This window comes from Diaphorobacter caeni (genome assembly GCF_015354245.1).
Lineage (GTDB): Bacteria > Pseudomonadota > Gammaproteobacteria > Burkholderiales > Burkholderiaceae_C > Diaphorobacter_A > Diaphorobacter_A caeni.
Genome location: NZ_JADKYZ010000005.1, coordinates 1 through 25,515 on the forward strand (window position 1 = coordinate 1; position 25,515 = coordinate 25,515).

19 protein-coding genes and 1 rRNA gene are annotated in these 25,515 nt (G+C 62.9%); 5 read left to right on the forward strand and 15 right to left on the reverse strand.

Annotated elements, in window-relative coordinates:
- The first annotated feature begins 13 nt into the window (after positions 1-13).
- A 5S ribosomal RNA gene (gene rrf, locus ISG32_RS13330) occupies positions 14-126 on the forward strand.
- A gap of 289 nt (positions 127-415) precedes the next feature.
- Here rrf and ISG32_RS13335 read toward each other — a convergent pair.
- Positions 416-1,759: a D-amino acid dehydrogenase gene (locus tag ISG32_RS13335; protein ID WP_194771528.1), complete on the reverse strand. Its 1,344-nt coding sequence runs from the start codon at positions 1,757-1,759 to the stop codon at positions 416-418.
- A gap of 96 nt (positions 1,760-1,855) precedes the next feature.
- Between ISG32_RS13335 and ISG32_RS13340 the strand changes: the two genes are divergently transcribed.
- Positions 1,856-2,767 carry a LysR family transcriptional regulator ArgP gene (locus ISG32_RS13340; RefSeq protein WP_194771529.1) on the forward strand — a complete coding sequence of 304 codons (912 nt, stop codon included), beginning with the start codon at positions 1,856-1,858 and terminating at the stop codon, positions 2,765-2,767.
- 82 nt (positions 2,768-2,849) lie between these two features.
- Here ISG32_RS13340 and ISG32_RS13345 read toward each other — a convergent pair whose 3' ends face one another.
- The 4 genes from ISG32_RS13345 to ISG32_RS13360 all read right to left on the reverse strand — a co-directional run bounded on the left by ISG32_RS13345 (position 2,850) and on the right by ISG32_RS13360 (position 5,958).
- Positions 2,850-3,626, reverse strand: coding sequence for a hypothetical protein (locus tag ISG32_RS13345; protein WP_194771530.1), 777 nt, complete (start codon positions 3,624-3,626; stop codon positions 2,850-2,852).
- Positions 3,623-4,414, reverse strand: coding sequence for a hypothetical protein (locus ISG32_RS13350; protein ID WP_194771531.1), 792 nt, complete (start codon positions 4,412-4,414; stop codon positions 3,623-3,625). The genes ISG32_RS13345 and ISG32_RS13350 overlap by 4 nt, the downstream gene beginning before the upstream one ends.
- A gap of 147 nt (positions 4,415-4,561) precedes the next feature.
- Positions 4,562-4,984, reverse strand: coding sequence for a universal stress protein (locus tag ISG32_RS13355; protein ID WP_194771532.1), 423 nt, complete (start codon positions 4,982-4,984; stop codon positions 4,562-4,564).
- Positions 4,985-5,109: 125 nt separating this feature from the next.
- Entirely contained in the window at positions 5,110-5,958 is an 849-nt protein-coding gene (locus tag ISG32_RS13360; protein ID WP_194771533.1) for a metallophosphoesterase, read from the reverse strand.
- A gap of 192 nt (positions 5,959-6,150) precedes the next feature.
- Between ISG32_RS13360 and ISG32_RS13365 the strand changes: the two genes are divergently transcribed.
- On the forward strand, positions 6,151-6,759 hold the full coding sequence (locus ISG32_RS13365) for a hypothetical protein (RefSeq protein WP_228529807.1): 609 nt from the start codon (positions 6,151-6,153) through the stop codon (positions 6,757-6,759).
- Positions 6,760-6,771: 12 nt separating this feature from the next.
- Here ISG32_RS13365 and ISG32_RS13370 read toward each other — a convergent pair whose 3' ends face one another.
- On the reverse strand, positions 6,772-7,737 hold the full coding sequence (locus ISG32_RS13370) for a LysR family transcriptional regulator (protein ID WP_194771534.1): 966 nt from the start codon (positions 7,735-7,737) through the stop codon (positions 6,772-6,774).
- A 123-nt stretch (positions 7,738-7,860) separates the two neighbouring features.
- Between ISG32_RS13370 and ISG32_RS13375 the strand changes: the two genes are divergently transcribed.
- Entirely contained in the window at positions 7,861-8,196 is a 336-nt protein-coding gene (locus ISG32_RS13375) for a hypothetical protein (protein WP_194771535.1), read from the forward strand.
- 105 nt (positions 8,197-8,301) lie between these two features.
- Here ISG32_RS13375 and ISG32_RS13380 read toward each other — a convergent pair whose 3' ends face one another.
- From ISG32_RS13380 to ISG32_RS13405, 6 genes are all read right to left on the reverse strand, one after another.
- Positions 8,302-9,129, reverse strand: a complete 828-nt coding sequence (locus ISG32_RS13380) for a hypothetical protein (protein WP_194771536.1) — start codon at positions 9,127-9,129, stop codon at positions 8,302-8,304.
- Positions 9,130-9,346: 217 nt separating this feature from the next.
- Entirely contained in the window at positions 9,347-11,218 is a 1,872-nt protein-coding gene (locus tag ISG32_RS13385) for a phosphoenolpyruvate carboxykinase (GTP) (RefSeq protein WP_194771537.1), read from the reverse strand.
- Positions 11,219-11,583: 365 nt separating this feature from the next.
- Positions 11,584-13,698, reverse strand: a complete 2,115-nt coding sequence (locus ISG32_RS13390) for an IPTL-CTERM sorting domain-containing protein (RefSeq protein ID WP_194771538.1) — start codon at positions 13,696-13,698, stop codon at positions 11,584-11,586.
- A gap of 474 nt (positions 13,699-14,172) precedes the next feature.
- Positions 14,173-14,337 carry a hypothetical protein gene (locus ISG32_RS13395; protein ID WP_166299506.1) on the reverse strand — a complete coding sequence of 55 codons (165 nt, stop codon included), beginning with the start codon at positions 14,335-14,337 and terminating at the stop codon, positions 14,173-14,175.
- Positions 14,338-14,484: 147 nt separating this feature from the next.
- Positions 14,485-15,684: a threonine ammonia-lyase gene (locus ISG32_RS13400; RefSeq protein WP_194771539.1), complete on the reverse strand. Its 1,200-nt coding sequence runs from the start codon at positions 15,682-15,684 to the stop codon at positions 14,485-14,487.
- Positions 15,685-15,729: 45 nt separating this feature from the next.
- Positions 15,730-17,409, reverse strand: coding sequence for an acyl-CoA dehydrogenase family protein (locus ISG32_RS13405; protein ID WP_194771540.1), 1,680 nt, complete (start codon positions 17,407-17,409; stop codon positions 15,730-15,732).
- A gap of 141 nt (positions 17,410-17,550) precedes the next feature.
- On the opposite strand from ISG32_RS13405, the gene ISG32_RS13410 reads away from it, so the two are divergent.
- Positions 17,551-18,771, forward strand: coding sequence for a DegT/DnrJ/EryC1/StrS family aminotransferase (locus ISG32_RS13410; protein WP_456074532.1), 1,221 nt, complete (start codon positions 17,551-17,553; stop codon positions 18,769-18,771).
- Here the strand turns inward: ISG32_RS13410 and ISG32_RS13415 are convergent.
- From ISG32_RS13415 to ISG32_RS13425, 3 genes are all read right to left on the reverse strand, one after another.
- Positions 18,753-19,817, reverse strand: a complete 1,065-nt coding sequence (locus ISG32_RS13415; RefSeq protein WP_194771542.1) for a homocysteine S-methyltransferase family protein — start codon at positions 19,815-19,817, stop codon at positions 18,753-18,755. The two genes, ISG32_RS13410 and ISG32_RS13415, sit on opposite strands and share 19 nt — an antisense overlap.
- A gap of 153 nt (positions 19,818-19,970) precedes the next feature.
- Positions 19,971-24,188, reverse strand: coding sequence for an RHS repeat-associated core domain-containing protein (locus ISG32_RS13420; protein WP_194771543.1), 4,218 nt, complete (start codon positions 24,186-24,188; stop codon positions 19,971-19,973).
- A gap of 312 nt (positions 24,189-24,500) precedes the next feature.
- On the reverse strand, positions 24,501-25,478 hold the full coding sequence (locus ISG32_RS13425; RefSeq protein ID WP_194771544.1) for a Bug family tripartite tricarboxylate transporter substrate binding protein: 978 nt from the start codon (positions 25,476-25,478) through the stop codon (positions 24,501-24,503).
- Positions 25,479-25,515 lie beyond the last annotated feature (37 nt).

A 25,515-nucleotide genomic window follows, 5' to 3' on the forward strand; every position in this document is an offset into this window, starting at 1 on the left:
GCTCCAAGTTATGCCTGATGACCATAGCAAGTTGGTACCACTCCTTCCCATCCCGAACAGGACAGTGAAACGACTTCGCGCCGATGATAGTGCGGACTCCCGTGTGAAAGTAGGTCATCGTCAGGCTCTTACAGCCCAAACCGCCCCTAGCTCATTTGAGTTAGGGGCGTTTTGCTTTGCGGGGAAGCAAATTCCAAGCAGAAGAGGGCGATATCAATCCCCGAACATCCACAACGCTTTGTTCAATCGTCTTGTGCTGAGATAGGAATCAGTCGCTGGTGTAGGCCACTTGCTGCAAGACAGGCCTGAAGAGATGTGTTCGTCATTTCGCTGCACCTGTGCCGGTGCGACAAAAAAAGCGCGAAGTATTTCTACTTCGCGCTTTTCTTTTGATTTCTGCTTGCTTCTGAGAAGATCAAGCGGTTCTCGGAGTGGCGTGGATGGCCGACGGCGAGGTTTCGTATCCTGCGAAGTTGAATGCCATTGCAGGACGTTCGCCGCAGATCAGCTCGGCCATGGCCTTGCCGGAGCCTGCGCCGTGGGTCCAGCCCAGGGTTCCGTGGCCGGAGTTGATCCAGAGGCCCTTGAGTTTCGTGCGGCCGATCAGCGGGATGTTGGTTGGCGTGGCGGGGCGCAGGCCGGTCCAGTATTGAGGATTACCACCCTCTTCGGGTGTGCGGGTGTCGCAGACGCCTGGCAGGATGGTTTCGATGCGGCGCGAGAGCATGTGGCAGCGGGCACGGGCGACGGGGGAGTCGAGGTCGTGGTCGAAGCCGCCGAGCTCGATGGTGCCCGCAACGCGCAGTTGGTTGCCCAGTCGGCTGATGGCGACTTTCTTGCCGTCGTCGATGGTGGAGACGAACGGTGCCTCATCGGGTTTGAGGATGCTGAAGGTTGCGCTGTAGCCCTTGCCGGGATAGATCGGCACGTTGATGCCGACGGTGCGCAGCATCGGGGCGGTGTAGCTGCCGCAGGCCACGACGATGGCGTCACCCTTGAGTTCGAGGGTGCTTGGACCGCCGTCCGCCGATGTGCGGGCACGGACATGGACCGACTTGACCGCATCGCCGACCTTGTTCAGGCGAACGATGTCGTGGTTGTATAGGAACTGCGCGCCGCGCTCTGCGCAGAGTTGAGCGAGCTTCTGGGTGAACACCCGAGCGTCGCCGCTTTCGTCGGTGCTGGTGAAGGTGCCGCCGGTGATGTGCTCACCGTATGCCTTGAACGCAGGCTCGATCTTGAACAGCTCTTCCTTGCTGACCAAGCGGCGCTGCACGCCGTAGCGGCGCATGACTTCCACGGCATCGCCGGCGGCGTCGAAGGATTTCTGGTCGGTGTAGAAGTGGGCGATGCCGCGCTCGAGGCGTTCAAACTCGAAATTCGTCTTGCCGATCATTTCCTTGAGCGCCGCATGGCTGTAGGCGCCCAGCGCGACGATCTGCTGGACGTTGCGCTCGAAGGCCGTGTCGTTGCATTGGCCGAGGAACTTGAGCAGCCAGCTCCACTGATGTGGGTCCATCTGCGGGCGCAGCAGCAGTGGCGCTTCCTTGTCGAACAGCCACTTGATGGCCTTGAGCGGCGCCTCCCGATTGGCCCAGGGCTCGCAATAGCTCACCGAAATCTGGGCACCGTTGGCGAAGCTGGTCTCCAGCGCCGCATCGGGCTGGCGATCGACGACAACGACTTCATGGCCACGCTCAAGCAGGTGCCACGCGGTGGAGATGCCGATGATGCCGGCGCCGAGGACGATGGTTTTCATGACCGCGAGTGTGCTGGCTATTGCGCACAAATAAAAGTGAAATTAAAGTTATTCAAAAAACATCAGTTTTCCTAATACTTCAATTCACCGAAGCGAATGAACACTTACGATACTGCCGCGCTGGAATGTCTTGCCGCGATTGTCGAGGAGGGCGGCTTCGAGCGCGCCGCGCAGCGACTGAACGTCACCCAGTCGGCAGTGTCGCAGCGACTGCGGGCGCTGGAGGCGCAGGTGGGCTCGGTGCTGATCGTACGCAGCAGACCGCTGCGACCGACCAACGCGGGGCAGTTGCTGCTCAAGCACACCAAGCAGATGCGCCTGCTGCGGGCGGATCTCGAGCGCGATCTGCAGGATCTGGCGCCGCGTTCGCCCGGAGGCACCCGCGACGAGGAGCGCATCTCCATTGCTATCAACGCGGACAGCATCGCCACCTGGGCGCTGGATGCGCTCACCCCGCTCGCGCGGCGCAACCTGCCCATCGAAATCATCACCGACGATCAGGATTTCACGCAGGAATGGCTGCGCTCGGGGCAGGTTCTGGGCTGCGTCACCACGCTCAAGCAGCCGCTGCGCGGGTGCCGGGTGTTGCCGCTCGGGGCGATGGAATATGTGGCGGTGGCGTCGCCGGAATTCGTGAGAAGCCAGTTGCCAAGTGGCCTGAGCGCCCACAATTTTCGCGACGTGACGTTCATCTGCTTCAATCGCAAGGACGACATGCAGGCCGAGTTTGTCGCGCGACGCTTCGGACTCAAACGGGTGTCGCTGGCGAGCATCTTCGTGCCAAGCTCTGAGGGGCAGGTGCGTGCGGTGGCTGCAGGCTGGGGTGTGACGGTGGTGCCCGAGTTGATGGTCGCCCCGATGATCGCCAAGGGTCTGCTCGTGGATCTGGCACCGGGGTTCAAGCTGCCGATCCAACTCTATTGGCATTCCTGGAATCTCGAATCCGAGGTGCTGGACGCCTTGGCGGACGCGCTGACGCAGGCGGCCAGTCAATCGTTGGTGGCTTAGATGGCGGGCTATGTGGTCATCGTGCACGCGGTGGCGCAGCAGGGAGATGCCGAAGAAGCGGGTGATTGAGCAGCAGTGAACGTCACTCTGGTGGCGTGTCGCTGTCACCATCGCGCGCGAACTCGAGCGTGGCACCAAGCGCTGTGAGCGATTCGCACAGCCCGCGCAGGCGGATTCTGTAGTCGCACCCGAGAGTCACCGGCAGCCTGCCGATCAAGGCCAGCGCTTCGGTCGGCGTGAGATGGAGTGCCTGCTTGAGGACATGCATGACCTTGAGCCGGTTGGGCCCCACATGGGTGAGCAGCAGCGTGCCGCGTTGCCAAAGATCCGGATCCGTGGGTGGCATAGACGCGGGGATGGACTCAACTTCTTCTCGTGTCGATCTGGCTTCGAGGCGATTGCAGCGGACCTCGCTCCACAGGGTGTTGTCTGCGGTTGCAAAGGGTTCGATGAAGGCGAGTGCGGCCGCATCGTCGTCGCCCAAGGCGGCGAGCGTTTGAAGCATGGCACTGAATCGTTCGAGATCGGGAGCCGCTGGGACGGCATTCCAGCGGCCCACCCCTATCGGCGCGAAATACACCGGAAAGCCCGCGCTGGCTTCGCCGAGATCGATGAAAAACGGGTCATCAAAACCATTGAGTGCGATCACGTGCCAGCCAGGCTGCCATGCGCCGGGCACATTGCCGGTCAGGTCCTGCCCCGTGATGCCGTGAACGCGAAAGCCGACCTGAAGGCGTTGCCAGTCGTCAGGCGCACCGTAGTGAAACGGCAGCGCCATGTCGCCGCAGACGACGGCATCCGTGATGAATTGCCGCACGGCTGGCGGCATTGTGGGAGGTCGGGCCGTGTCCGTGCTCATTGCCACTGCACCTCGAAATCTTCCTTCAGCCGGTGGCCGCGCTGGTCTTTTTCCTTCAGCAAATGCTGGCCGTCGTAGTCAATTCCATTGAGTTGGATGCTGCGGCGCAGACGTAGCGTGGTCCGGGGCGCGTGGCCGGTTGCCACCTCGCCCCATTGAACCACATGCATGGGGTTGTTGACGGTGGAGTTGGAGTGCAGTAGGACGCGGCCGTCACGCTCGACCACAATCATGTTGCCATTGCTTTGGTAGACGCCGAGCAGCGGCGCATCGGCCGCGACGATGCGCGCGATGCCGGTGACTGGCGGATGTGCGCGGGTCTTCATCAGACCCAGCAGGGCAGATCCGTGGATTTCAGCGCGTTTCATGTCACGCCGGATCTGTGTCTGGCGACCCGCAAGGCAGGTGGCCAGACGCTGTACCTGTGCGGTTGGAAAACGGGAGGGCGGCAGATACAGCGTGTCTCCCCGGTCGGGGCCGTAGGTCTTGCTGTTGCCGCTGAGATCCAATTCGAGCCCGAGGTTGTAGATGGCGGGCTGGCCCTGATGCAGGTAGGCATCGAGATTCTTGTAGTACAGCTCGTACTGAAGGGCGTCGAGCGTGATGCCGCGAAACCGGTAGCGCATGGCGACTCGCGAGCTACCGCCTTCGTTCCATTCGAAGGGGCGGGCATCGACGATGAAGTCGCCGTCGGGGCAGGAGATGCGGGTGACGGGCTGGAACGCGTTGGCCAGGGCGGCGCCGCCAGGCAGGGTCAGACATAGCAGAACGGGCAGCAGTCGCTTCATGGAGATTCTCGACAGCGAAGAGAGCAGAGCGGCCATTCTGCACTTTCGTGTCATGTTCGCCCTTGCCTTCGTTGCGAAAAAGGGCGGTGCAGGAACGAAAAAAGGGCCGCTAGTGGCGGCCCTTTTGGCGTTTACGGATCGGTGTGATCAGCGGATCAGCATCACCGGCACGCTGCACTGGGCCAGCACCTTGGTGCTGACCGAGCCCATGACCAGCTTGTTCAGGGCGCCCACGCCGTGCGTGCCCATGATGATCAGGTCGTACTTGCCGGCTTCGGCGATCTTGGCGATGGTGTCACCGGCCGAGCCGACCTTGGACAGCGAATCCACGTTCATCGCGTGCTTCTTCAGAAACTTCAGGACCGGGCTGAGGATCTTGTCGCATTCCTCGGTGTAGTACTGGTCCACCGTGGCCTTGCCGAGCGCCTTGCGGGCGCGGGGGGGCACTTCGGGGCAGACGGTGAGCGCGGTGTATTCCACCGATTCGCTCATCGTGGCCTCGTGGGTCACCAGATAGGCGAGCATCTTCTTGGTGTAGGGGCTTCCGTCAACTGCGAGCAGGATCTTCATCAACTATCTCCATGTGAGTGAGTGACCTCAGGTTACGTGCCGATGAAAATCAGGGGCTTGACTTGAGTCAACTTGGTGATCGGTTGATGGATCGCAATGCGTGGGGAGCACATCATTGGGACAGGTCAGAGGTCGATGCAGCGGTGCGGCAGAAATGTCTCCTGTTCTCCCTTGACCACGTACCCCAGCGGATTGGCGACCACGCGGCATTTGCCGGTGTGTCCGTCGGTGCGAGGTCCGGTGACGGTGTAGTCACTTGGCGCATGGAGATGGCCGTGGATCCACAGATCGGCATAAGGCAGCAGGTGGTCGAGCGCGTTGCAGAAGCCTGCGGTGCCGGGCACCAGGCCGTAGCGCGGGTCGGCGCTCATCAGGCTGGGCGCGAAGTGGGTGATGACGACGGTCGAGTCTGCGTCGCTGGGCGTCTTGAGCGCGTGGCTGAGCCATTCCTGACAGACCAGTGCCTGCTCGCGCATCTGCTCCGCCAGAAACGGCTCGCCGCTCCGGGTGCCGCCGGTCTTGCGCAGATAGAAGTTGGCGGCGCGAAACGCCTTGTCGCGCTTTTGCAGATAGCGCGCTGGGTGGGACTTCTCGTCTTCCTGCGCGAGTGCGTCGAAGTCGCTCCAGAGCGTGGTGCCGATGAAGCGCACGCCCGTCATCTCCAGCGTCTCGCGCTCGAGCCAGATCAGCCCCAGCTTGTCACAGCTGCGGCGAAGGCGTTCGTGGGCCTCGTCGAAATCGAGGCCGTCGTACTCGTGATTGCCGGGCACGAAGATCACCGGCGTCGGCCAGTGCGCGAACTGGGGCAGTGGCGAAAAACGCTCAAGCCCGAAATATTCGTCCGTGAGGCGCGAGCCCTGCTGGTAAGAGCCCACATCGCCCGCGAGCACCAGAACGTCGGCGCCCGGTGCCGGGCTGGGCTGGAATCGAGGATGGGTCTCGAGGTGCAGGTCGGACAGGAACTGAAGCCGCATGTGAAACAGGTATTACTAATGAGGGAAAATGACAATAGCGCGTCGATCATGAGTCTTTGCGCGTTTTTCAATCATTGTGTGCCGATTGCTTTGTCAAACATAAAACATATTTCATTGACTGAGGCTGCGCCGCGCGGTGGACGGAATCGAGGACACGATGGATCGGACAGTCTCTGGAACGGGATTCTCCTGATGGGCGTCGCGTCCGCGCTGCCATTGTCCGCCGCATTGCCGAGCCACTGGGGCTGGGAAAACGGGCCGCTCGAGAATGCGCAGGTCGTGCTGCTGCTGGCGGGATGTCTGACGGCGCTCTGGGCTGCGCTGCGCCAGACCGGCCGTGCCGCCCGTTCGCTCTGGTGGATGGCGGCCATGATCTGGCTGATCCTTGCGGGGCGTGAGCTCGCGTGGGGCGCGGCCTTTCTGCCTCCCATGGGGTTCGATGACCACGGGCCGGTGATCAGCTCCCGCGTGCTCTGGTATCGCCCGGCGGTGCCTTGGGTCTGCCTGGCGCTGCTGCTGACCGGCGTGATCGGCATGTGGCGCAACAAGGCATTCAGCCGCGTGCTGCTGGTGCTGCAGCGCGAGCACGCCTGGCCGTGGTTCCGTCTTGCGGTGCTGGTCGTCTGCATCGTGCTGTCCACGGTGGCGGAAGGGCACGGTCTGGTCCACCTGCCTTTCATCCAGCATTCGGCGCTGATCGTGGCCGAGGAGCTGTTCGAGTCTTGGGGATATCTCGCGCTCTGGCTGGCGCAGTGGCAGGTGATCCGCCACATGGACGGCTGGGCCCGACGTCTGTACTGACCTCTGGCCCCGTCAGGCCAGCGCATGTGTTGCGCGCTGGAAGGCACCCAGCAGCCAGGCGGTGGCCGCCAGATGCCGACTGCGGCGCAGCCACAGCGCATCCACATGCACGGCCGTCACATCCAGCGGCAGCGGCTGCTGCTGCAGCTGATCGGCAATGCCGGTCAGTGGGACGAAGTGCTTGGGCAGTACGGTCACCATGTCGGAGTGAGCAACCACTCTTGCAGCGGTGGCGTATTGGTTGACGGTCAAGGCGATGCGCCGTTGTTTGCCCAACAGCGCGAGCGCCTCGTCGATGAAGCCCCACGCCTGCCCTGAAAAGCTCACCAGCAGATGCCGGGCGTTGCAATAGTCGTCCAGTGACAGCGGCCCGTTCGCGAGAGTGTGGCCTTTTCGCATCACCGCCACATACTGACCGTCATAGAGGCGGCGGGTTTCGTACTCGGGCAGACCACCCGACTGCGCCTCGGCGGTGAGATCGGCGAGCACGGCCGGAAAATAGCCCACAGCCAGATCCGCGGAAGCCTCGTTGAGCAGATGCCGTGGGTCGCGGTTGATCAGCGGCACCACCCGCAGCGCCAGGCCAGGCGCCTCGCGCTCTACGATCTCGACCAGCGGCGGGATCAGCGTGGCGGCGGTCGAGTCGGCCATGGCCAGTACGAGTGGCGAGGTGGCCGTGGCGGGGTCGAAGCTGTCGGGGACCAGCGACTGCTGCAGCATCTCGAGCGACTGGCGCACCACCGGCCAGATCGCCAGCGCGCGCGGTGTGGGCTCGACGCCGTGGCCCTTGCGCACCAGCAGCTCATCGGCAAGCAGGTCGCGCAGACGGCGCAGCGCATTGCTGACGGCCGGCTGGGTGATCGAGAGGTTGCTGGCCGCGCGCGTGAGATTGCGCTCTGCCATCACCTCGTCAAACACGCGCAGTAGATTCAGGTCAAGAGAGCGGAAATTGAACGGAGGAGTCACAGCTGCAATCATCACTCATGTGAATGACTGAGATTCAAAATATAAAGTGGAAATGAACTAGGGTTAACCCTATGATAACGGTTCTGTCGGGGAATTCATCTCGAAACAGCCCGGCAGACACCAAAGGTTCACATCATGACAAGCTATGTACGTACAGACGCTCACGCCACCCATGCGGGTTTGGAGCGCGTGCAGCGCGCGGCTGAAAACCTGAGCACTTTCCGCGCACGCAACAATGGTTCTTCCGTTGCGCACTCTCCCCTGCTGGACCTGTTCCTGCTGCTGGGAAGCTCCACCTACCGCGTGGTGAATGCGTTCAACCTCGCCCGCACCAACTGGCTCGAAGCCCGTCGCCGCGCCAAGGAAGAAGAGCGTCATTACAACAGCGCGCTGCGTGAAGCGCGCCGCATCGCCGACCTGAGCCGTGCGATGAACGGCCTGGCAGTGGAAAACGTTCGTCGTTACGACTGAGCGCTCCTCTTCGGAGCCCTGACGAAGCGGTGATCACGCCGCCTGTCCAGCGAAAAGCACTTCCATGTTGAAGTGCTTTTTTGTTCGCGCAGGCGCCGATGGCGCTTACTGGTTGCGCAGATACTGGCGCGCGAAATCGTCCTGATTCGGCGCGCCCTCGACCGTGGTGAACACGGTACGCTCGCCCTGCTGGTTCAGATTGAGCTTGTCACCGAACTGGCAGGTGATCGCCGCATACTTGGCCGCCTTGCCCTTGAATGAGGCCTCCTGCTGGCAGGTCTGGCCCACGGCCTCGGCCATGGTCGAGCAATAGCCGGCGATGCTCAGGTTCTTGAGCTGGTCTTCCTTGAGGCTGTCCCAATTCACTTTGGTCGATACCGGCACGCCGCAGGCCTTGCTCGCCTTGTCGTCGACCGCTTTCAGGCGTGACTCGGTGGAGCTCACGAACCTGGCGCGGTCAAAGCGTGCGAGCTTTTCCTGCACGCCGTCGCTCTTCTGCTTCTCGTACGTCTTGACCAGTCCCTTGAGGTCCAGCCCCTTGGAGGCCTTTTCCTCATAGAAGATCGGCACACCGTCGCGCACGGCGGGCAGATAGGCCACGGTGCGCTGGTAGCTGCCGCCCCAGGAGTCGAAATCCTCGCTGATCACCATGTTCCATGGACGGCCGTCGAACGTGGTGCGCAGGCTCACGCGCTTGCCTTCGGTTACCTTGTCGGCCAGAAACACGACTCCATCGACTGGATTGTTGAGCCCCTTCAAGCGCACCAGCGCCGACTTGTCGTCCGCCGTGGGCGCAACGACGATCGTCAGACCCTTGTCGCCCTTGAAGCTCGCGGCATACGGTGCGAGGGCCGGCGCACCCTGAGCGGATGCGAGACCATGGATGGAAAAGGCTGAGACAGCAGCGATCAGAGCAATCGGAAAACGCGGCATTCGAAATTCTCCCCCTCGGTTTCGACACACGATGAAACGACAGAGGCGCGATCGCCAATGTCATCGAGGAGGTTATCAGGGTGCGGGTTTCGATAGTCAGTTAGACGTAACAAAAAGAAAAGGAGTCCGGCTGGTGCAGGACTCCTTTTGACTTGGAATGCGGCATCCGGAGGTGCTCGCCAGCACGACTCCGGATGGATTCAGGCGAATATGCCGATCAGGCTGCCAGACGCTTTTCCAGCGCGGCCTTGATTTCCAGCATTTCCTTGGGCAGCTTGTAGGCCAGCTTGTCGAAGTGCTCGGTGTGCAGTTTCATCTCTTCGGCCCATGCGGCCTTGTCGATGCTGGTCACGCTCTCGAACTGCTCCGGAGAGAACTCCACGCCGGTCCAGTTGATTTCAGCGTACTGAGGCGCCACGCCGAAGGCGGTCTGCTGGCCTTCGGCCTTGCCTTCGAGGCGGTCGATCATCCACTTCAGAACGCGCATGTTCTCGCCGTAGCCTGGCCAGACGAACTTGCCATCGGCGTTCTTGCGGAACCAGTTGGTCGTGTAGATCTTGGGCAGCGCGACCTGACCGATCTTCTCGATCTTCTCGCCCATGTTCAGCCAGTGCTGGAAGTACTCGCTCATGTTGTAGCCCATGAACGGCAGCATCGCGAACGGATCGCGGCGCACCACGCCTTGCGCGCCGAAGGCGGCGGCGGTGGTTTCCGAGCCCATGGTCGCGGCCATGTAGACGCCTTCCTTCCAGTCGCGCGCTTCAGTGACGAGCGGCACGGTGGTGGAGCGGCGGCCACCGAAGATGATGGCGTCGATCTTCACGCCCTTCGGGTCGTCCCAGGCTTCGTCGAGCGCGGGGTTGTTGGTCGCGGCCACGGTGAAGCGGGCGTTCGGGTGGGCGGCCTTGGCGCCGGTTTCCTTGGCGATCTGTGGAGTCCAGTCCTTGCCTTGCCAGTCGATCAGGTGACCGGGCAGCTTGCCTTCGTGGTCCTTTTCCATGCCTTCCCACCACACGTCGCCGTCATCGGTCAGCGCGACGTTCGTGAAGATCACGTTCTTGTCGAGGCTGGCCATGCAGTTCGGGTTGGTGTGGTAGTTCGTGCCCGGAGCCACGCCGAAGTAGCCGGCTTCGGGGTTGATGGCGCGCAGGCTGCCGTCGGCCTGGGGCTTGATCCAGGCGATGTCGTCGCCGATGGTCGTGACCTTCCAGCCGTCGAACGCTGCCGGTGGAACCAGCATCGAGAAGTTGGTCTTGCCGCAGGCGCTCGGGAAAGCCGCAGCCACGTGCGACTTCTTGCCTTCGGGGCTGGTCACGCCGAGGATGAGCATGTGCTCGGCCAGCCAGCCTTGCTCCAGACCCATGACGGACGCCATGCGCAGCGCCAGGCACTTCTTGCCCAGCAGCGCGTTGCCGCCATAGCCCGAACCGTAGGACCAGATTTCGCGGGTTTCAGGGTAGTGAACGATGTACTTGGTCTTGTTGCAAGGCCACGAAGTCGTGTCCTTCTCGCCTGCCTTCAGCGGTGCGCCGATGGTGTGCACGCAGGGAACGAAGTCACCGTCGGTGCCGATCACGTCGTACACGGCCTTGCCCATGCGCGTCATGATCTTCATGTTCACTGCCACGTAGGCGCTGTCGGAGAGTTCCACGCCGACGTGCGCGATCGGCGAGCCGAGCGGGCCCATCGAGAACGGCACCACGTACATCGTGCGGCCTTCCATGCAGCCGTCGAACAGCGGGTTCAGCGTCGCGCGCATTTCGGCGGGAGCCATCCAGTTGTTGGTCGGGCCCGCGTCTTCCTTCTTGGACGAGCAGATGTAGGTGCGGTCTTCCACGCGCGCCACGTCGGATGGATCGGACCATGCGAGGTAGCTGCCGGGGCGCTTGGCGGGGTTGAGCTTCTTGAAGGTGCCCGCGTCGACGAGCTGCTGGCACAGGGCCTCATACTCGTCCTGGGAACCGTCGCACCAGTGGATCTTGGCAGGCTTGCACAGAGCGGCCATTTCGGCGACCCAGGCGATCAGCTTGGCGTTCTTGACATATGCGGGTGCCTGAATGGTCAGGCCTTGCATCGTGGGTGCGTTCATGAAGGGCTTCCTAATGATGAAAAAACGTTTTTTCAAAGGAAGCGCAAGGCTGCACAGACATCTGCATCACCGGGCGGAGCGTCATGCGAGGCGCGGATCCGAAAAGTCTGTTGCGCGCACTGCCTTTGAAAAAACGGCTCGTCGCTCCGTCGGCAGGCGCATCAGAGAGGAAGGAGGTGGGCGTTGGAGGACGGTCCAACGCTCAAAGCTTCCATGCGCAAGTCGGCTGGGGTGTCAATTTTATGAACCCGCCTCCGATTTGTGTTGATTTTCGGATGGAAAACTATGCAAACGATGCATGAGGTTATGCAATGGTGCAGGCCGGCATGCGGGCATGCCAGGACCTGCGCCTGCGTGCCCACGCCTCAGGGGCGTGCGCGGCGCATCTGCCGCCATCCCAAGCTGGCCGCCAACAGGCTCAGCAGCATCAGCGCCCAGGTGCTCAGCGCAGGCACGGGCGTCGGCGGGGGCGGCACGGCCACGGTGGGTAGCACCGGGTCAATGATCACGCCGTTCAGCGTCCAGTCGTCGTCGCCCAGTTGCCCGTCGGTCACGGTGAAGCTCGTCGTATTGCCGCTGGCCGACGCGGCCGTGGGCGCGAAGTAGCTGCTGGCGCTGGCTGTGGCGTTGGCCTTGCCGTATTTCTGCACGCCGTTGACGGGGCCGGGCCAGACGATGTTCACGGTGACCGGCGTGGTGTCGCAGTCGATCAGCTTGAACTGGAACATGCCCTGGGGCGTGGTCTGGCCTTCGGGCGGCTCGGCAGGGGCTGCGACAAAGCCCGTCGCGCTGGCATCAAAGCGGCAAGCCGCGCCGCCGCCCGTGAAGCTGGCAACGGCCGTGCCGCCCGCTCCGGTTGCGGGAACGGTGGTGCCGGAGAAGGTCTTGTCGGCCTTCACGACCGTGGCCGAGATGGTTGCCGCCGCGCTGCTCGTCGTGAAGGAGCAGGTGCCCGCGTTGCCGCTGGCTGCGCAGTCGCCGCTCCAGCCTGTGAGCACATAGCCCGAAGCAGGCGTTGTCGTGCATTGCAGCGGCGTGCCTGAGATCAATGCGTCCCCGTCCACCACTGCAGCGCCCGTGTCGGTGCGGGTGCAGGCGATGGTGGCGTTGGCGGGTTGGGTGAGGCTCAGACCGTAGATCGGCGCAAACGCCGCAGTCACCGCGCAATCGGCAGCAAGCGCGCCGGTGGTGAAGCTGTTCACGCCTTCTGTGGTCGCTGGGCCTTGGCAGCCTTGAATGGATTGGGTGCGCCAGCCTTGCGCGGGGGCGGCGTTGCAGGTGAGTGTTTCATCCTTCTTGCCAATGCCGGGCGAGCAGTCGAGTGTGCCTCCAGAGCCGTCTACTGGCGCGGTGGCGGAGGTGACAAACCACATGTCGGGAATGCGCTCGAATTCAAGCGTGACGTTGCATGATTTGGATGCACCGGAAATCTTGAACGCGTTGGAATTCGATGATCCGTCGGGATTCCATGCGGTCAGGTCTCGACTGGCCCTGCACGTGTTGTTGCCTTGAGGGGTACCCTTGACGCGATAGCCAAGATCGGGCTGTGCGATGAAATACATTTCCCCCGGCACCGTACTGTGCCAAATCGTGCGATCAACGCCCCCGTTGGTCTGCGGCGTGACGGTCAGCACGATGACATCGTTGCCACCGCGCAGCAAGCGCATGTATTTTCCATCTGTACCGAGAGCCGCCGGCGCACCACGGACGTTGAAATCAATCAGCCACTGTCCGAAGATAGAGAAGCTCTTGCTGCTCCAGAATTTGGCCGCGGGGGTTTGCGGGAAAATTGCGTGAATGAACGGAGCCGTGGCGGGCGGATAGTTTGGGCCAGGTGTGAGCGAGCCGAGTTCGTTTTGATCCGCGATGCGCCAATCTGTGAAACCACCCTGTCCACCACTGGCATTGAAATTCGCCACCGCCATGTCGGCGTCTTTAAATGTGTTGAACACTGTGGCCGTGCCCGTGCAGGATTGCGTGCTTTCATCCCACGTCATGCCGAACGTGCAGCGGCTGAAAATCCGGCCGGTATTGCTGGCATCGCCGTTTCTGCCTACGTCAATCACCAGACTGTGATCGGATGGCACGACTTGGAAAACGAAGGTGTCGCCGGGCTCGTATCCGGTGATGAGCCGGATGTACTTGCCATTGGTGGGCGAAACGGTGGTTTCTCCCGTGGCGAAGTCGATGATGAAACTGCCCGTGTCCACGGTTTTGGAGATGGAGAACTTGGTATTGCTCCAGAATTTGTCGGCAGGTGTTTGGGGAAACAGCGTGTCGTAGGTTTTGGGCGCGGAGCTGGCGGACGTGGACAACAGCAAGCGCAGTTCGTCCACGTTGGCGATGCGCCAAGAAGCGGTGCCCGTGAGTGGAGGGGAGAAACTGGCGTTGAACTGATCGACCGCCGATTGCGCGTCGGCTATGTTGCTGAAGACGGTGGGTGATCCTGTGCACTTGGCGTTGCCAGCATCCCAACTCATGCCGAAGGTGCAGCGTTGAAACACGGCACTGTCGCCAACGACTGCGGATCGGGCACCTATGTATTCGATGCGGTCGGGTTGAGTGGCATGTACCCGGAAGTCCGCCGACGTTGTGGTCTGTGCGTGCGCCGTTGAAATAAGCGCGACGGCCAATACAAGAGCGCCACTGCAGATCTTGCCCAGCAGGCGCCCTCCCTCTTGCCCTCTTGCCCCGTTATCGCGTGTGAAGAACATATTTTTTTCCTGTTGGGTTCGACATATGGCCAACTTGTTGGCGCATCCGCTGCGCAACGAACCGAAACAAGGAAAAGCGCAACATCACAATGACTATCGTGAAATTGCAAAAAATAGTCGTTCACCTAAATGCGGTATTTTGATAGGTAAAAACCCTTGGTGTTTTCATTGGCGAATTGAGCGCCCGCACAAACAAAAAGACCTGCATGGCAGGTCTTGGCGAAGGAGCTTGCGAAGCGGTCAGGCCATGCTCACCGCAATGAACGCCAGCAGAAACATCATCAGCGCGCCCACCACAGGCAACACGACCGGGATGATCGGCACCACGGTTTCGGTGACGTCGGTGGCGTGCGCGGCCTCGACGTCGGCGGCGTTGGGGGCCAGATGGGAGTGATCGTGGGCCATGCGGTGGTCTCCTCGTGCGTTCAGTTCCGCGAAATGACGGTGATGGATGGGTGAATGAATGCAAGGCGGGCTGCATGCCCGCCTTGTCATCTGTCGCCCGAGTTTAAGCGAATGCCGGAAATCCGGGCGGCGGGGTTTATCCCGTGCTCACATGAGATCGGCCTCCATGCCCGCCGCGCGCAGCTGCGCGATCACCTGCTGCACATGTTCCTTGCCGCGCGTCTGCAGCACCAGCTCGATTTCGACGTTCTGCGCGGCCAGCAGCGTGAAGGCGCGCTGGTGGTGGACCTCGTCGATGTTCGCGCCCGCCGCCGCCACGGTGGCGGTGATCTGCGCAAGCACGCCGGGCACGTCGCGGGCGCTGACCTTGACGCGGGCGAGCCGCCCTGAGCGCACCATGCCGCGCTCGATGATGGCGGCCAGCAGCAGCGGGTCGATGTTGCCCCCGCTCAGCACCAGGCCGACCTTCTTGCCCCGAAAGCGCTCGGGATAGCGCACCAGCGCCGCCAGGCCCGCCGCGCCCGCGCCTTCGACGAGAGTTTTCTCGATCTCCAGCAGCATCAGCACGGCCTGTTCGATGTCGCCTTCCTGCACCAGCACGAGGTCGTCGACGAGGCGCGCGATGATCTCCTGCGTGATCCTGCCGGGGCTGGCCACGGCGATGCCCTCGGCAATCGTCGAGGTGCCCTGTTCGTGCTGCGTGCCCTTGATCGCGTTCACCATGGCGGGGAAGCGCGCGGTCTGCACGCCGATCAGCTCGATGCCGGGCTTCAATGCCTTGGCCGCCGTGGCGATGCCCGCGAGCAGGCCGCCACCGCCGATGGCGATGACCAGCGTGTCGAGATCGGGCTGCTCGGCCAGCATTTCGAGCGCCACCGTACCTTGTCCGGCGGCGATCTGTTCGTCGTCGTAGGGGTGAACGAACGTCAGCCCGCGCTCGTCGGCCAACTGGTAGGCGTGGGCGCGCGCTTCTTCGAGCGTGTCGCCATGCAGCACCACCTCGGCGCCGAAGCCGCGTGTGCGCTCGACCTTCACGCCGGGCGTGAAGCGCGGCATGACGATGACGGCCTTCATGCCAAGGCGCTCGGCGTGATAGGCCACGCCCTGGGCATGGTTGCCCGCGCTCATCGCGATCACGCCGCGCGCGCGTTCCTCATCGGAGAGCTGGGCGAGCTTGTTGCACGCGCCGCGCTCCTTGAACGAGGCGGTGAACTGCAGGTTCTCGAACTTGAGAAACACCTGCGCACCGACGATCTGTGAAAGCGTCTTGGATTCGACGCAGGGAGTGTCCAGCACCTGGCCTTGTAGGCGGGTGGCGGCGGCTTGGATGTCGTGGAGTTGGAGCATGGGGTGCATTGTGGCGCAGGTGGTCCGGGCGCGCGAAGCGGTCGTTCACTGCGGCAGCGCGCGCTCCAGAATGGCGTCCACGTCGAGCCCGCGCACGTCGATGGCGCCCACCACGCCGTTGATGCCCGTGGGGCTGGCCAGGCGCGTGGCGATGAAGGCGTCGGCCACGAAGGCCGGGGCATGGCGCTTGAGCAGGCAGGCCTGGGCGATCAGCACCAGCCGCTGCACGAGCAGCCGTGCAATGCCCTCGAGTTGATCAGGCGGCGCGGTGAAGAGGGCGTGCAGCTCGCGCAGCGCCTTGGCAATGCGCGGCTCGTCGAGCGCGGCGTTGCTGAAGTCGGCATAGAGCTGCTCGAGCGCATCGCGCTCGCGCGAGAGGGCGCGCAGCACGTCGAGGCACATCACGTTGCCCGAGCCCTCCCAGATCGAGTTGACGGGCGCCTCGCGGAACAGGCGCGCGACGAGGCTTTCGTTCACGTAGCCGTTGCCGCCGAACACCTCCATGGCCTCGCCGCTCAGTTCCACGCCGCGCTTGCAGACCCAGAACTTGGCAGCCGGCGTCATCACGCGCTTCCACGCGCGGGCGAGCGGGTCGCTCCCCGCATCTTCGTCTTCATACGCCTGGGCCAGGCGCATGGACAGCGCCAGAGCGGCCTCGCTTTCAAGCGCCAGATCGGCGAGCACCGAGCGCATCAGCGGCTGCTCCGCCAGATGCTTGCCGAAGGCCGAGCGCCTGCGCGTGTACGCGAGTGCCTGCACCAGCGCCGAGCGCAGCATGGCCGCGCTGCCGAGCACGCAGTTGAGCCGCGTATAGGTCGCCATCTCGATGATGGTGGGAATGCCGCGCCCTTCCTCGCCGATCAGCGTGCCGATGGCGTCGACGAACTCCACCTCGCTGCTCGAATTGCTGCGGTTGCCGACCTTGTCCTTGAGGCGCTGCACGTGAACTGCGTTGAGCTTGCCGTCGTCCCGCCAGCGCGGCACGAAGAAGCAGCCAAGCGGCCCGTCCTCCTGCGAAAGCCGCGCGACGACCAGATGCGCATCGCTCATCGGTGCGGAATAAAACCATTTGTGGCCGTTGATGCGATACGCGCCGCAGCGCCCGCCCGCATCCAGCGGCACGGCCAGCGTGGTGTTGGCGCGCACGTCGGAGCCGCCCTGTCTTTCGGTCATGCCCATGCCGATCCAGAGGCTGGCCTTCTCGGTGATGGGCACATCGCGCGCGTCGTAGGCATGGCTCATCAGCTTGCCGCCAAGCGCGGCCCAGAGCGCGGGCTCGCGCGCTATCAGCGGGATGCTGGCCTGCGTCATCGTCGCGGGGCAGAGCGTGCCCTGCTCGATCTGCCCGTGCAGATAGAAGCCCGCGGCCCACGCCGTCCAGCGGCCTTTCTGAGCCGGGTTTTCAAACGGCAGCGAGACCAGCCCGCGCTCGCGGTACATGCCGAGCAGTGCGTGCCACGCGGGATGAAACTCCACGCTGCTGATGCGCTGCCCGCGCGTGTCGAAACTGTGCAGTTCGGGCGTGTGGCGGTTGGCCAGCCCGGCGAGCTCAAAGGTCTGCGCGTGGCCCAGTTGCTGCGCGTAGACCTTGAGCATGGGCTCCGCCCAGTCGACACCGGCATGGGCGAGCGATGCTTGGAGTGCCGGATCGGTGGCGAGCAGGTTGTAATCGGTCCAGTCGGGGAACTGGTTGGAGATGTCGGTGCGTGCGTTGGTCGTGGACATGGCGGGCCTCGTCACTGCTCGGGCAAAGTGGCAGTCTAGGCCGCAGTCCGCAGGCTTGCCATTCTGGATTTCGCTCAGCCAGTGCAGGTGCAGGTGTCGGTGCGCGCGCCGCAACTGGCGGACAATCGACGCATGAGCCAGATCCCCCGCATCACCGTTCCGCCCACCGCCGGCCTGCCGTTGCGCTGGCGTGATCTGCGCCCCTGGGGCGACGATGATCTGGAGGCGGCGCTGGCTGCATGGTTGGGCGTGCCCGATGTGCAGCTTGAATGCTCGGGCACATCGGCGCTGATGGTGGCGCTGCGCACGCTGCACAAATTGGCACCGTCGCGCAACGAGGTCATCATTCCCGCCTACACCAGCCCGCTGGTGGCGCTGGCGATCTCGCAGTGCGGGCTGCAGGCGCGGCTGTGCGATCTGAGCGCCGATGCGCTCGACATGGACGACGGGATGCTGCGCGGGCTCTGCAGCGAGCGCACGCTCGCCATCGTGCCCACGCACCTCGGTGGCCGTGTGGCCGACGTGCGGGTGGCGCTGCACTATGCGCGCATGGTTGGCGCGTTCGTGATCGAGGACGCCGCGCAGGCGTTGGGTGCGCGCGTGCAGGGCGGTGCGGTGGGCCTGCAGGGCGACATCGGCATCTACAGCCTTGCGGCCAGCACCGTGCTCACCACCTATGAGGGTGGCGTGCTCGTCGCGCGCGATGCGGACCTGCGCCGGGGCCTTTACGCCATGCACCGGCGCACGATCGGTTTCAGCCTTGGCTGGGAGCTGCTGCGCAGCGCCGAACTGCTGGGCCACGCGGCGATCTACCGGCCCGCGACGCTTGACTGGGCCTACGGCGCACCGCTGCGCAGAAGCCTTGCGCAGGACGACTGGATCGCCGCCGCAGGCGATGATTTCGATGCCTTCATTCCGCAGCACACGCTGGGCACATGGCGCAGACGCGTCGGCGTGCGTGCGCTGGCGCGCCTGTCGGATCATTTGCGGCAGGCCGAGTCACGCGCCGAAGAACGCATCGCGCGGCTCGCCGGGATTCCGGGCGTGGAGGTGGTGCGCGACGTCGCGCCGGATGCTCGCGGCACCTGGCCCGTGCTGCTGCTGCGCATGCCCGATCGCAGGTCACGCGACGCGCTGATGCGCGCGCACTGGGCATCGGGGCTGGGGCTGTCGCTGCCGTTCGCGCATATCGTCTCGGACTACGTGCGCTATGCGCCGCTGCTGGGCAGCGCGGTGCTCGACAGCGTGATGATCGCGCGCGACTGGGCGCAGCGTCTGGTCTCGGTGAGCAACAGCGAGTGGCTCACCGACGAGAAGTTCGACGCGCTTCTGGGCGCGCTCGATCAGGCCGTTTCGGGATAGAAGATGCGGCGCGTCTTCGTGCCGTCCACCGCCTTGCCGATGGCGGCGATGTGGTCGGGCGTGGTGCCGCAGCAGCCGCCGACGACGTTCACCAGACCTTCGGCAGCGAACTCATGCACCAGGCGCGAGGTCACGTCCGGCGTTTCGTCAAAGCCGGTGTCGCTCATCGGATTGGGCAGGCCCGCGTTCGGGTAGCAACTGATGAAGGTGTCCGGCGCGGCCTTGTTCAGCTCCTGGATGTAGGGGCGCATCAGCGTCGCGCCGAGGGCGCAGTTCAGGCCGATGGTCAGCGGGTTGGCGTGACGCACGCTGTGCCAGAAGGCGGTCACGGTCTGGCCCGAGAGAATGCGGCCCGAGGCGTCGGTGACGGTGCCGCTGATCATGATGGGCAGCACCTCGCCGGTCGCGTCGAAGGCTTCTTCCACGGCGAACAGCGCGGCCTTGGCGTTGAGCGTGTCGAAGATGGTCTCGACGAGGATCACGTCCGCCCCGCCTTCGATCAACGCGACGGTCTGCTCGAAGTAGGCTGCGCGCAGCTGCTCGAAGGTGACGTTGCGTGCGCCCGGGTCGTTCACATCGGGGCTGATGCTCGCGGTCTTGGGCGTGGGGCCGAGGGCGCCGGCCACGTAACGCGGCTTGTCGGGGGTGGAGTATTTGTCGCAGGCGGCGCGTGCGAGCTTGGCGGAGGCCAGGTTCATCTCGCGGGCGAGCTCGCCCATGCCGTAGTCGTCCTGGGCGACGGAGGTGGCGCCGAAGGTGTTGGTTTCGATCAGGTCGGCACCGGCCGCGAGGTATTTTTCGTGGATGTCGCGGATCACGTCGGGACGGGTGAGCGAGAGCAGTTCGTTGTTGCCCTTGACGTCACGCGGAAAGTCCTTGAAGCGCTCGCCCGCGCCGTCGGGGCCGCTGTAGCCCTCGCCCCGGTACTGCGCCTCGCCCAGCTTGAAGCGCTGGATCATGGTGCCCATGGCGCCATCAAGAATGGCGATGCGGGTTTCGAGGATCTCGGGGAGCTGTTGGGCGCGGGTGTAGAGAGGGAGGGTCATGCCTCGATTGTAGAAAAACAAAACACTCGTCAGGCCGGATACTCCGGGTGCCCTTGCATTGACGAGGAAATTGCACTGTTCATTTCAGGTCTTGTACGTCTGATGCGTGGAAGTGGAGTGGTTCGGACAAGCCGTTGGGGGGGCATGAGTGTTTCAAAAAGGCTTGCAGAAGTCCTTGGCCAGATGTTTGGAGTTACTCAGGCTGATTTCTGAGATCCTGATCGCTTCCTGGACGAGATCCTGACAAGCTTTGTTTTTCAGTTTCTTAAGGCAGGCGAGCCCTGCATCGTAGGCTTTGATTTCACTGATGTATCGCAAGCAGGCGTTCGCGAAACCGATCTGCGCATTTGCAGGTATACCTTTGCACAACTCGCCGGTATTTTTGTAGAGCGTGTTCAGGTCCTGCACGTGTTGCTTCTCGTGTACTTCAATGCAGTTGATAACTCCACATGTGGCAGCATCCTTGACAGCGGCCTGTCTGGCACTTACTTGCACCTTCATGCCGCCATTGCCGTCGCACACGACGGTGTTGACTTCAGGCGCTGGAGGGCCGTATTTGGCGAAAGCTTCCCTCAGGCCCAGTGGATCGATGTTGCGTAGGGGATTGTTGCCCGCGTAGGCGTACATGTGGATGCCGCCCATGAAGCCCAATGGGTCCTGAGTGATGTAGCGAGCGAGGTGGGTGTCATAGAAGCGATGGCGGTTGTAGTGCAATCCCGATTCCTCGTCCCATTGCTGGCCTTGAAAACGGATGGACTGGTGCAGATTCTCCGGGTTGTGTTCGCCAAGCGTGGCGCCAAAGGGATCGAGTTCGATAGACCAACTGACTTGGGCTGACTCGTTGATGAGCGCTTCGGGCGTACCCAGATGATCACAGTGATACAGGTGCAGCGTGCGTTCCGTTGAGCGGTCGGCGTTCTTGCCGTCGCCGGCAAGCAACCAGCGACTCAGCGCACCTGGATCGATGCGGGCGTGTTGGAGCCAGACATCGCTTTCTCTGGTGGCCTTCCCGGAGCGGAGATTCTTCTCAACCTGCGCCAATTTGGCATGTTGCGTTGCATCGAGTTGGGCGCCGGATTGTTCCTCTATGAAGTGCGCCAGGGTTTGAAGGGGGGCCGTGGGGCTCGACTCGATGCGGATCAACGGAACATGTCGCGCGGGCTCATAAAGCGTATGAATGCATTGGTCGTCCGTTTGAGTGCGTACCAGGCGGTCTCCGTCCCAACCGAAATAGGTGGTGATGACGCCTTCTCCGGTCAGATTCCCCTGTGCGTCAGCCTGCAGGGTCTGTTTGGCAACGCGACGACCCGCCGGATCGTAGAAATAGTTGGCACCGCGCGTGCATGCGTCCGACTCGAACTCATAACGGATCAGGCGGTGGAAGCAGTCATAGACATAGTGATGCTGTTCGTTGCCTGATATCCGCTGCTTGTGAACGACGTTGCCCCATGTGTCGTAACCGTAGCGATAGTCGTCATCAACGAGAATCCGGTTGCTTGTCCATTGCCGGTGGTTCGAAGCGTGTGTCGGGCTTTTCGCATCTCCGAGCAAATTGAAGTTCCGATCCTGAAATCGCTGCAGCGCGACTTCTTCCCATGGCGTCGTTTCCGCAGATGCCTGAAGGCCGGCGCGCAGTTGATTGCCCGCGGCGTCGAACCGGTAGTCGATGTTCCCGAAGTGAGGGTGAGACATGCGTGCGATGCGGCCTGCCTTGTCGTAGGCGTATCGCCTGCTTCCCTGAGCCGTGTGTATCGCGGTGAGCTGCCCCATCGCGTCATATTCATGCTGGCGATCAATGGCCTGTGCCAGCGCGCGACGCAACGACGGATAGTCCACGCTCACGTCTTCGTTGGCCCATGCGCCACGGACCTGGACATGCTGGAGCTGCGACAGCGCGTCGTAGCTGCTCGCGATGGTGGTTCCGGCAAAACGACGCTCCGTTTCGCGGTGCAGCTTGTCGCGTTCAAAGTCCACCAGCGTCGCGCCGTCGAGCATCACGCCATGCAGATGCCCGGCACCGTACGTTTGCCAGAGCACGGGGGGTAGTCCCTCGTATCGGGTTTGTGTCTCCGAGCCGAGGGCATCGTAATCATGCTCGACCTGATACTGCCAGAGCGTTTCTCCCGTTGCAGAGGCGATGATCTGGCGCTCCTTGAGCACCCGCCCGAGTGGATCACGATCCAACTGCATTGCAGTCGTGATGCCGTGGAACTCGGTGGCCTGGCGCACTTCGCCGAGGTGCCCCGACTCGCTGTAGCGCAATGTCTCCATGAGGACGAATTCCGTCCCTTTGCGTGGGTCGAGAACGTGTCTGGTCACCAAGCGTCCATCGGAGTCGTATTCGTAGCGTGTACGAAGGCCGGCATCGTCAGACTCAACGAGATGACCTGATGCGTCGTATGAGAAGCGCTGTGTGCGCCCATCAAAGCCCGTCTGGCTGATGCGCCTGTCCATCACGTCGTATTCGAGCGAGGCCCGCGCCCCGTTTTCGTTGATCAGATGGCTGATTCGTCCAACGGCGTCATATTGGAATGCCTGAGTGCTTCCGCCTTCGTGCTGAGCCAACAGCCGTCCGTGCTCGTCGTAGTCAAACCGAGCGAATGAACCGTCGGGTGAGCCGATCTCCAGAAGATCACCGGCCTCGCTGAAGCGGTATCGCGTGATCTGATGCGCGGCATTCGTGTGGACGCATACGCGGCCCTGACCATCCAGCTCGTAGGCATCGAAGGTGCCTTCTTCCCCCTCGGTGCGTATCAGCTGTCCGAAGGCATCATAGAAATAACGGGTCTGGCTGCCGCTGCAGTCGGTCCGCCGGATGAGCTGCTGGCTGGAGTTCCATTCATAGTGCACGCGCCCCCCTTTGGGGTCTTCGACGCTCGTTGGGTTCTCGCTGCTGGCGTCCTTGTAGTGGTAGCGCGTGGTGTGACCCAGGACATCTGTCGAGGCGCCGAGGCGGCCCAGCGCATCGTATTCCATGCTCGTCACCGTGCCGCGTGAACTGTGACGCCGGATTTCCAGTCCTCGCGCATCGTAGTCGGTGCGAATCAACTCCCCGTCTGACAGCGTCATCGAGAGCACGTCGCCCGTCACGACATCGATGTCATACCGCGTCTCGCGCCCGGCTGCATCGATGCTGGCCACCAGACGGCCATTGGCATCGAACCTGCTGTGCAAGGACGTGCCATCGCGTTGCTCGAGCCTCACCACCCGGCGCAGTCCTCCCTGCCCCTCGAAATGGTAGACGCGCTTTCTGCCGAGCTGATCGACGACGGTGGTCGATCGCTCATCGTACGAAAGCGCCTGCTCCAACGTCCCGGCACGGTGCTGTTCGACGACACGCCCCGCAGCGTCGTAAACATACGATGTCTCTGGTCGCCCGGCATGGGTTTGAGCCACCATTCGGCCCCGCTGTTGGGGGTGATAGCGAAAGCTGCGTCGCAAGCGGGCGTCTCGTCCATACACGGCCGCGAGTTCGCCCCGTGCGGAATATTCGTATCGGACCAGCGGTACGGAAGGCGCTGAAACCGCGCCGGATTCGCCTGAGCGATGGTGGCTGACCAGGTGAATCGCCGCAAGCCGCAGACCTGGGTCTGGACCCCACCCCTGTCGTCCATCGTCGGCGAGGTGGCGCATGTCCACGTACTCGAGGCGGAACTCGCGTTGTGATCCGTCCTTGACGCGCTCTATGTGTCCGGTCTGTGGGTTCCGCTCAATGGTTTGTGTGCGCCCAAACCGATCAGCCATTCCCGACAGCATCAGGCGAGTGGCTGCAACGCCGCCCCCAAGCGCTGCAGCGGGGGCGAAAATCCACCAGGGTCCCAAGGGGTCGTTGGCGAGAAAGACGTGATCAGCGCACCTTCGAAGTCCCGCGTCCAGCGCCAGCCATGCAGCCTCCAGCCGCTGGGCCGGATCGCTCCACGTCGGGAGTTGTTCGTGACCACCGCGCACAAGCCATATGCCTTCGCTGGGACTGAATGCCGTCTCTCCCGGAGCCAGAGCATCGAAAGCGATGGATCGCCCCTTGCCGTCCGCAAGCGAGAGTTGCTCCGGTGTCTGGAGCAGTGACATCTCATGCGGAAGCCACCAGCCAGGCCCCAGCAAACCTACGGGCGCGGGCGCGGCCGTCTGATAGCTGGAATAGTTGCGGGACACCAAGAACGACAGGGGTCCCGGCAACTGAAGGTCCACTTCTGCGCTCTGTACCTTGGCACCCAGAATCGGATTGATCGGGTTGCCTTCCGTGACGCCACCGGGGCAGACCGAGCAGGCGACGCCGCCGGAGCTTCCGATCAAGACAGTGAGGGAGCCTTGAACGATCGGCCCACCATACAACGTTGCGTCCGTTTGTCGTGCTGCTGGGAGCCCGGTCATGACAATGCCTCCTTGTTGATTTACTTCCGGAGAATCATTTCATAAGGTAATTGAAATTACTGTTTCAATTTATAAAATCTATAAAAAGAGCGAGGAGCGCCTCCAGTCTGCCGTGGCGAATGGATTGCCGGCAGGCTGCAGGTCGATGTGTTAGGTGGAGAAATCGAGAGTCCAGGGCGGTTGCCCATGTTGGGCACCCCGGAGGCTCTGTCAGTCAGAGGAGTGGTCCAGCACAGGCGGCGCTGTGCTTCGATCGGTTGTGACGGGGCGTGCTCGGCATCGCCCTGGCGGGCGATGCGCTTTGTCGCTTGTTTATTTGACTTCCACGCCCATCGACTTGAGCGCCTCGCGTTCGCCGTTGAAGGTTTCGGTGGCGTATTTGGTGTAGTCGGCGGCGTTCATGTAGAGCGCGGACATGCCGAGTTTCTTCAGGCCGGCCTGATACTCAGGGTCGTTGTAGGCGTCGCGGAAGGCGGTTTCGAGCTTTTTCACGACGGCCGGGTCCATGCCCTTGGGTCCTGCGATGCCCATGGGGGAGGTGTGGACGATGTTGTAGCCCTGTTCCTTGAGCGTGGGGACGTTGGGCAGGTCGGGGGAGCGCACGTCGCCCAGCGAGGCGAGCACGCGGATCTTGCCGGTGTTCACGTAGGGGAGGATGGAACTCGAGCTGACCACGGCCTGGATGTGGTTGCCGAGCAGGGCCGAGATGGCGTCCGCGTCGCCCTTGAAGGGCACGTGCGTCCAGTCGGCCTTGGCCTTCACGCCGAGCTGGGCCATGCCGATGTGCTGGCTGCTGTTGGCGCCGGGCGTGCCGTAGGAGACGGCTCCGTTGCTCTTCTTGGCGTGGGCGACGAGGTCGCTCACGTTCGTCCACGGTGAATTGGAGTTGACGGCGATGTAGTAGTTGAAGCCGGAGATCACCGAGATGTAGGTGAAGTCCTTGAGCGGGTTGAACTGCGCGCCGGTGATGTGCGGCATGCGGAACGTGCCGATGGGCAGCATGGTGAGCGAGTAGCCGGCCGGGTCGGCAGAGAGCATCTGCACGCCGCCCAGGGTGCCGTTGGCGCCGGTCTTGTTCTCGATGATGACCGGTTGGCCGAGGCGCTTGCCGGCCTGTTCAGCGAACATGCGGCCCATGATGTCGGTGACGCCGCCTGCGGTGTAGGGCACGATGAGCTTGACTGGCGCGTTGGGGAAGTGGGCCGCGTTGCCGCCTTGGGCTGCGGCGGGGACGGCTGCCGTGATGAGGCCGATGGCGGTGAGCGCGGTGGCGAACAGTTGCTTCTTCATGATGGTGGGTCTCCTCGGTTTCTGGATTCGGATGGTT

Excerpts from the sequence above, each read along its gene's own strand:
- ISG32_RS13405 (WP_194771540.1), bottom strand. The coding sequence starts at position 17,409 with ATGTCCACGACCAACGCACGCACCGACATCTCCAACCAGTTCCCCGAC.
- ISG32_RS13420 (WP_194771543.1), bottom strand. The coding sequence starts at position 24,188 with ATGACCGGGCTCCCAGCAGCACGACAAACGGACGCAACGTTGTATGGT.
- ISG32_RS13355 (WP_194771532.1), bottom strand. The coding sequence starts at position 4,984 with ATGAAGATCCTGCTCGCAGTTGACGGAAGCCCCTACACCAAGAAGATG.
- ISG32_RS13360 (WP_194771533.1), bottom strand. The coding sequence starts at position 5,958 with ATGCGGCTTCAGTTCCTGTCCGACCTGCACCTCGAGACCCATCCTCGA.
- ISG32_RS13385 (WP_194771537.1), bottom strand. The coding sequence starts at position 11,218 with ATGAACGCACCCACGATGCAAGGCCTGACCATTCAGGCACCCGCATAT.
- ISG32_RS13395 (WP_166299506.1), bottom strand. The coding sequence starts at position 14,337 with ATGGCCCACGATCACTCCCATCTGGCCCCCAACGCCGCCGACGTCGAG.
- ISG32_RS13380 (WP_194771536.1), bottom strand. The coding sequence starts at position 9,129 with ATGCCGCGTTTTCCGATTGCTCTGATCGCTGCTGTCTCAGCCTTTTCC.
- ISG32_RS13340 (WP_194771529.1), top strand. The coding sequence starts at position 1,856 with ATGAACACTTACGATACTGCCGCGCTGGAATGTCTTGCCGCGATTGTC.
- ISG32_RS13350 (WP_194771531.1), bottom strand. The coding sequence starts at position 4,414 with ATGAAGCGACTGCTGCCCGTTCTGCTATGTCTGACCCTGCCTGGCGGC.
- ISG32_RS13390 (WP_194771538.1), bottom strand. The coding sequence starts at position 13,698 with ATGAGTTGGGATGCTGGCAACGCCAAGTGCACAGGATCACCCACCGTC.
- ISG32_RS13415 (WP_194771542.1), bottom strand. The coding sequence starts at position 19,817 with ATGACCCTCCCTCTCTACACCCGCGCCCAACAGCTCCCCGAGATCCTC.
- ISG32_RS13400 (WP_194771539.1), bottom strand. The coding sequence starts at position 15,684 with ATGCTCCAACTCCACGACATCCAAGCCGCCGCCACCCGCCTACAAGGC.
- ISG32_RS13375 (WP_194771535.1), top strand. The coding sequence starts at position 7,861 with ATGACAAGCTATGTACGTACAGACGCTCACGCCACCCATGCGGGTTTG.
- ISG32_RS13335 (WP_194771528.1), bottom strand. The coding sequence starts at position 1,759 with ATGAAAACCATCGTCCTCGGCGCCGGCATCATCGGCATCTCCACCGCG.
- ISG32_RS13345 (WP_194771530.1), bottom strand. The coding sequence starts at position 3,626 with ATGAGCACGGACACGGCCCGACCTCCCACAATGCCGCCAGCCGTGCGG.
- ISG32_RS13365 (WP_228529807.1), top strand. The coding sequence starts at position 6,151 with ATGGGCGTCGCGTCCGCGCTGCCATTGTCCGCCGCATTGCCGAGCCAC.
- ISG32_RS13370 (WP_194771534.1), bottom strand. The coding sequence starts at position 7,737 with ATGATTGCAGCTGTGACTCCTCCGTTCAATTTCCGCTCTCTTGACCTG.
- ISG32_RS13425 (WP_194771544.1), bottom strand. The coding sequence starts at position 25,478 with ATGAAGAAGCAACTGTTCGCCACCGCGCTCACCGCCATCGGCCTCATC.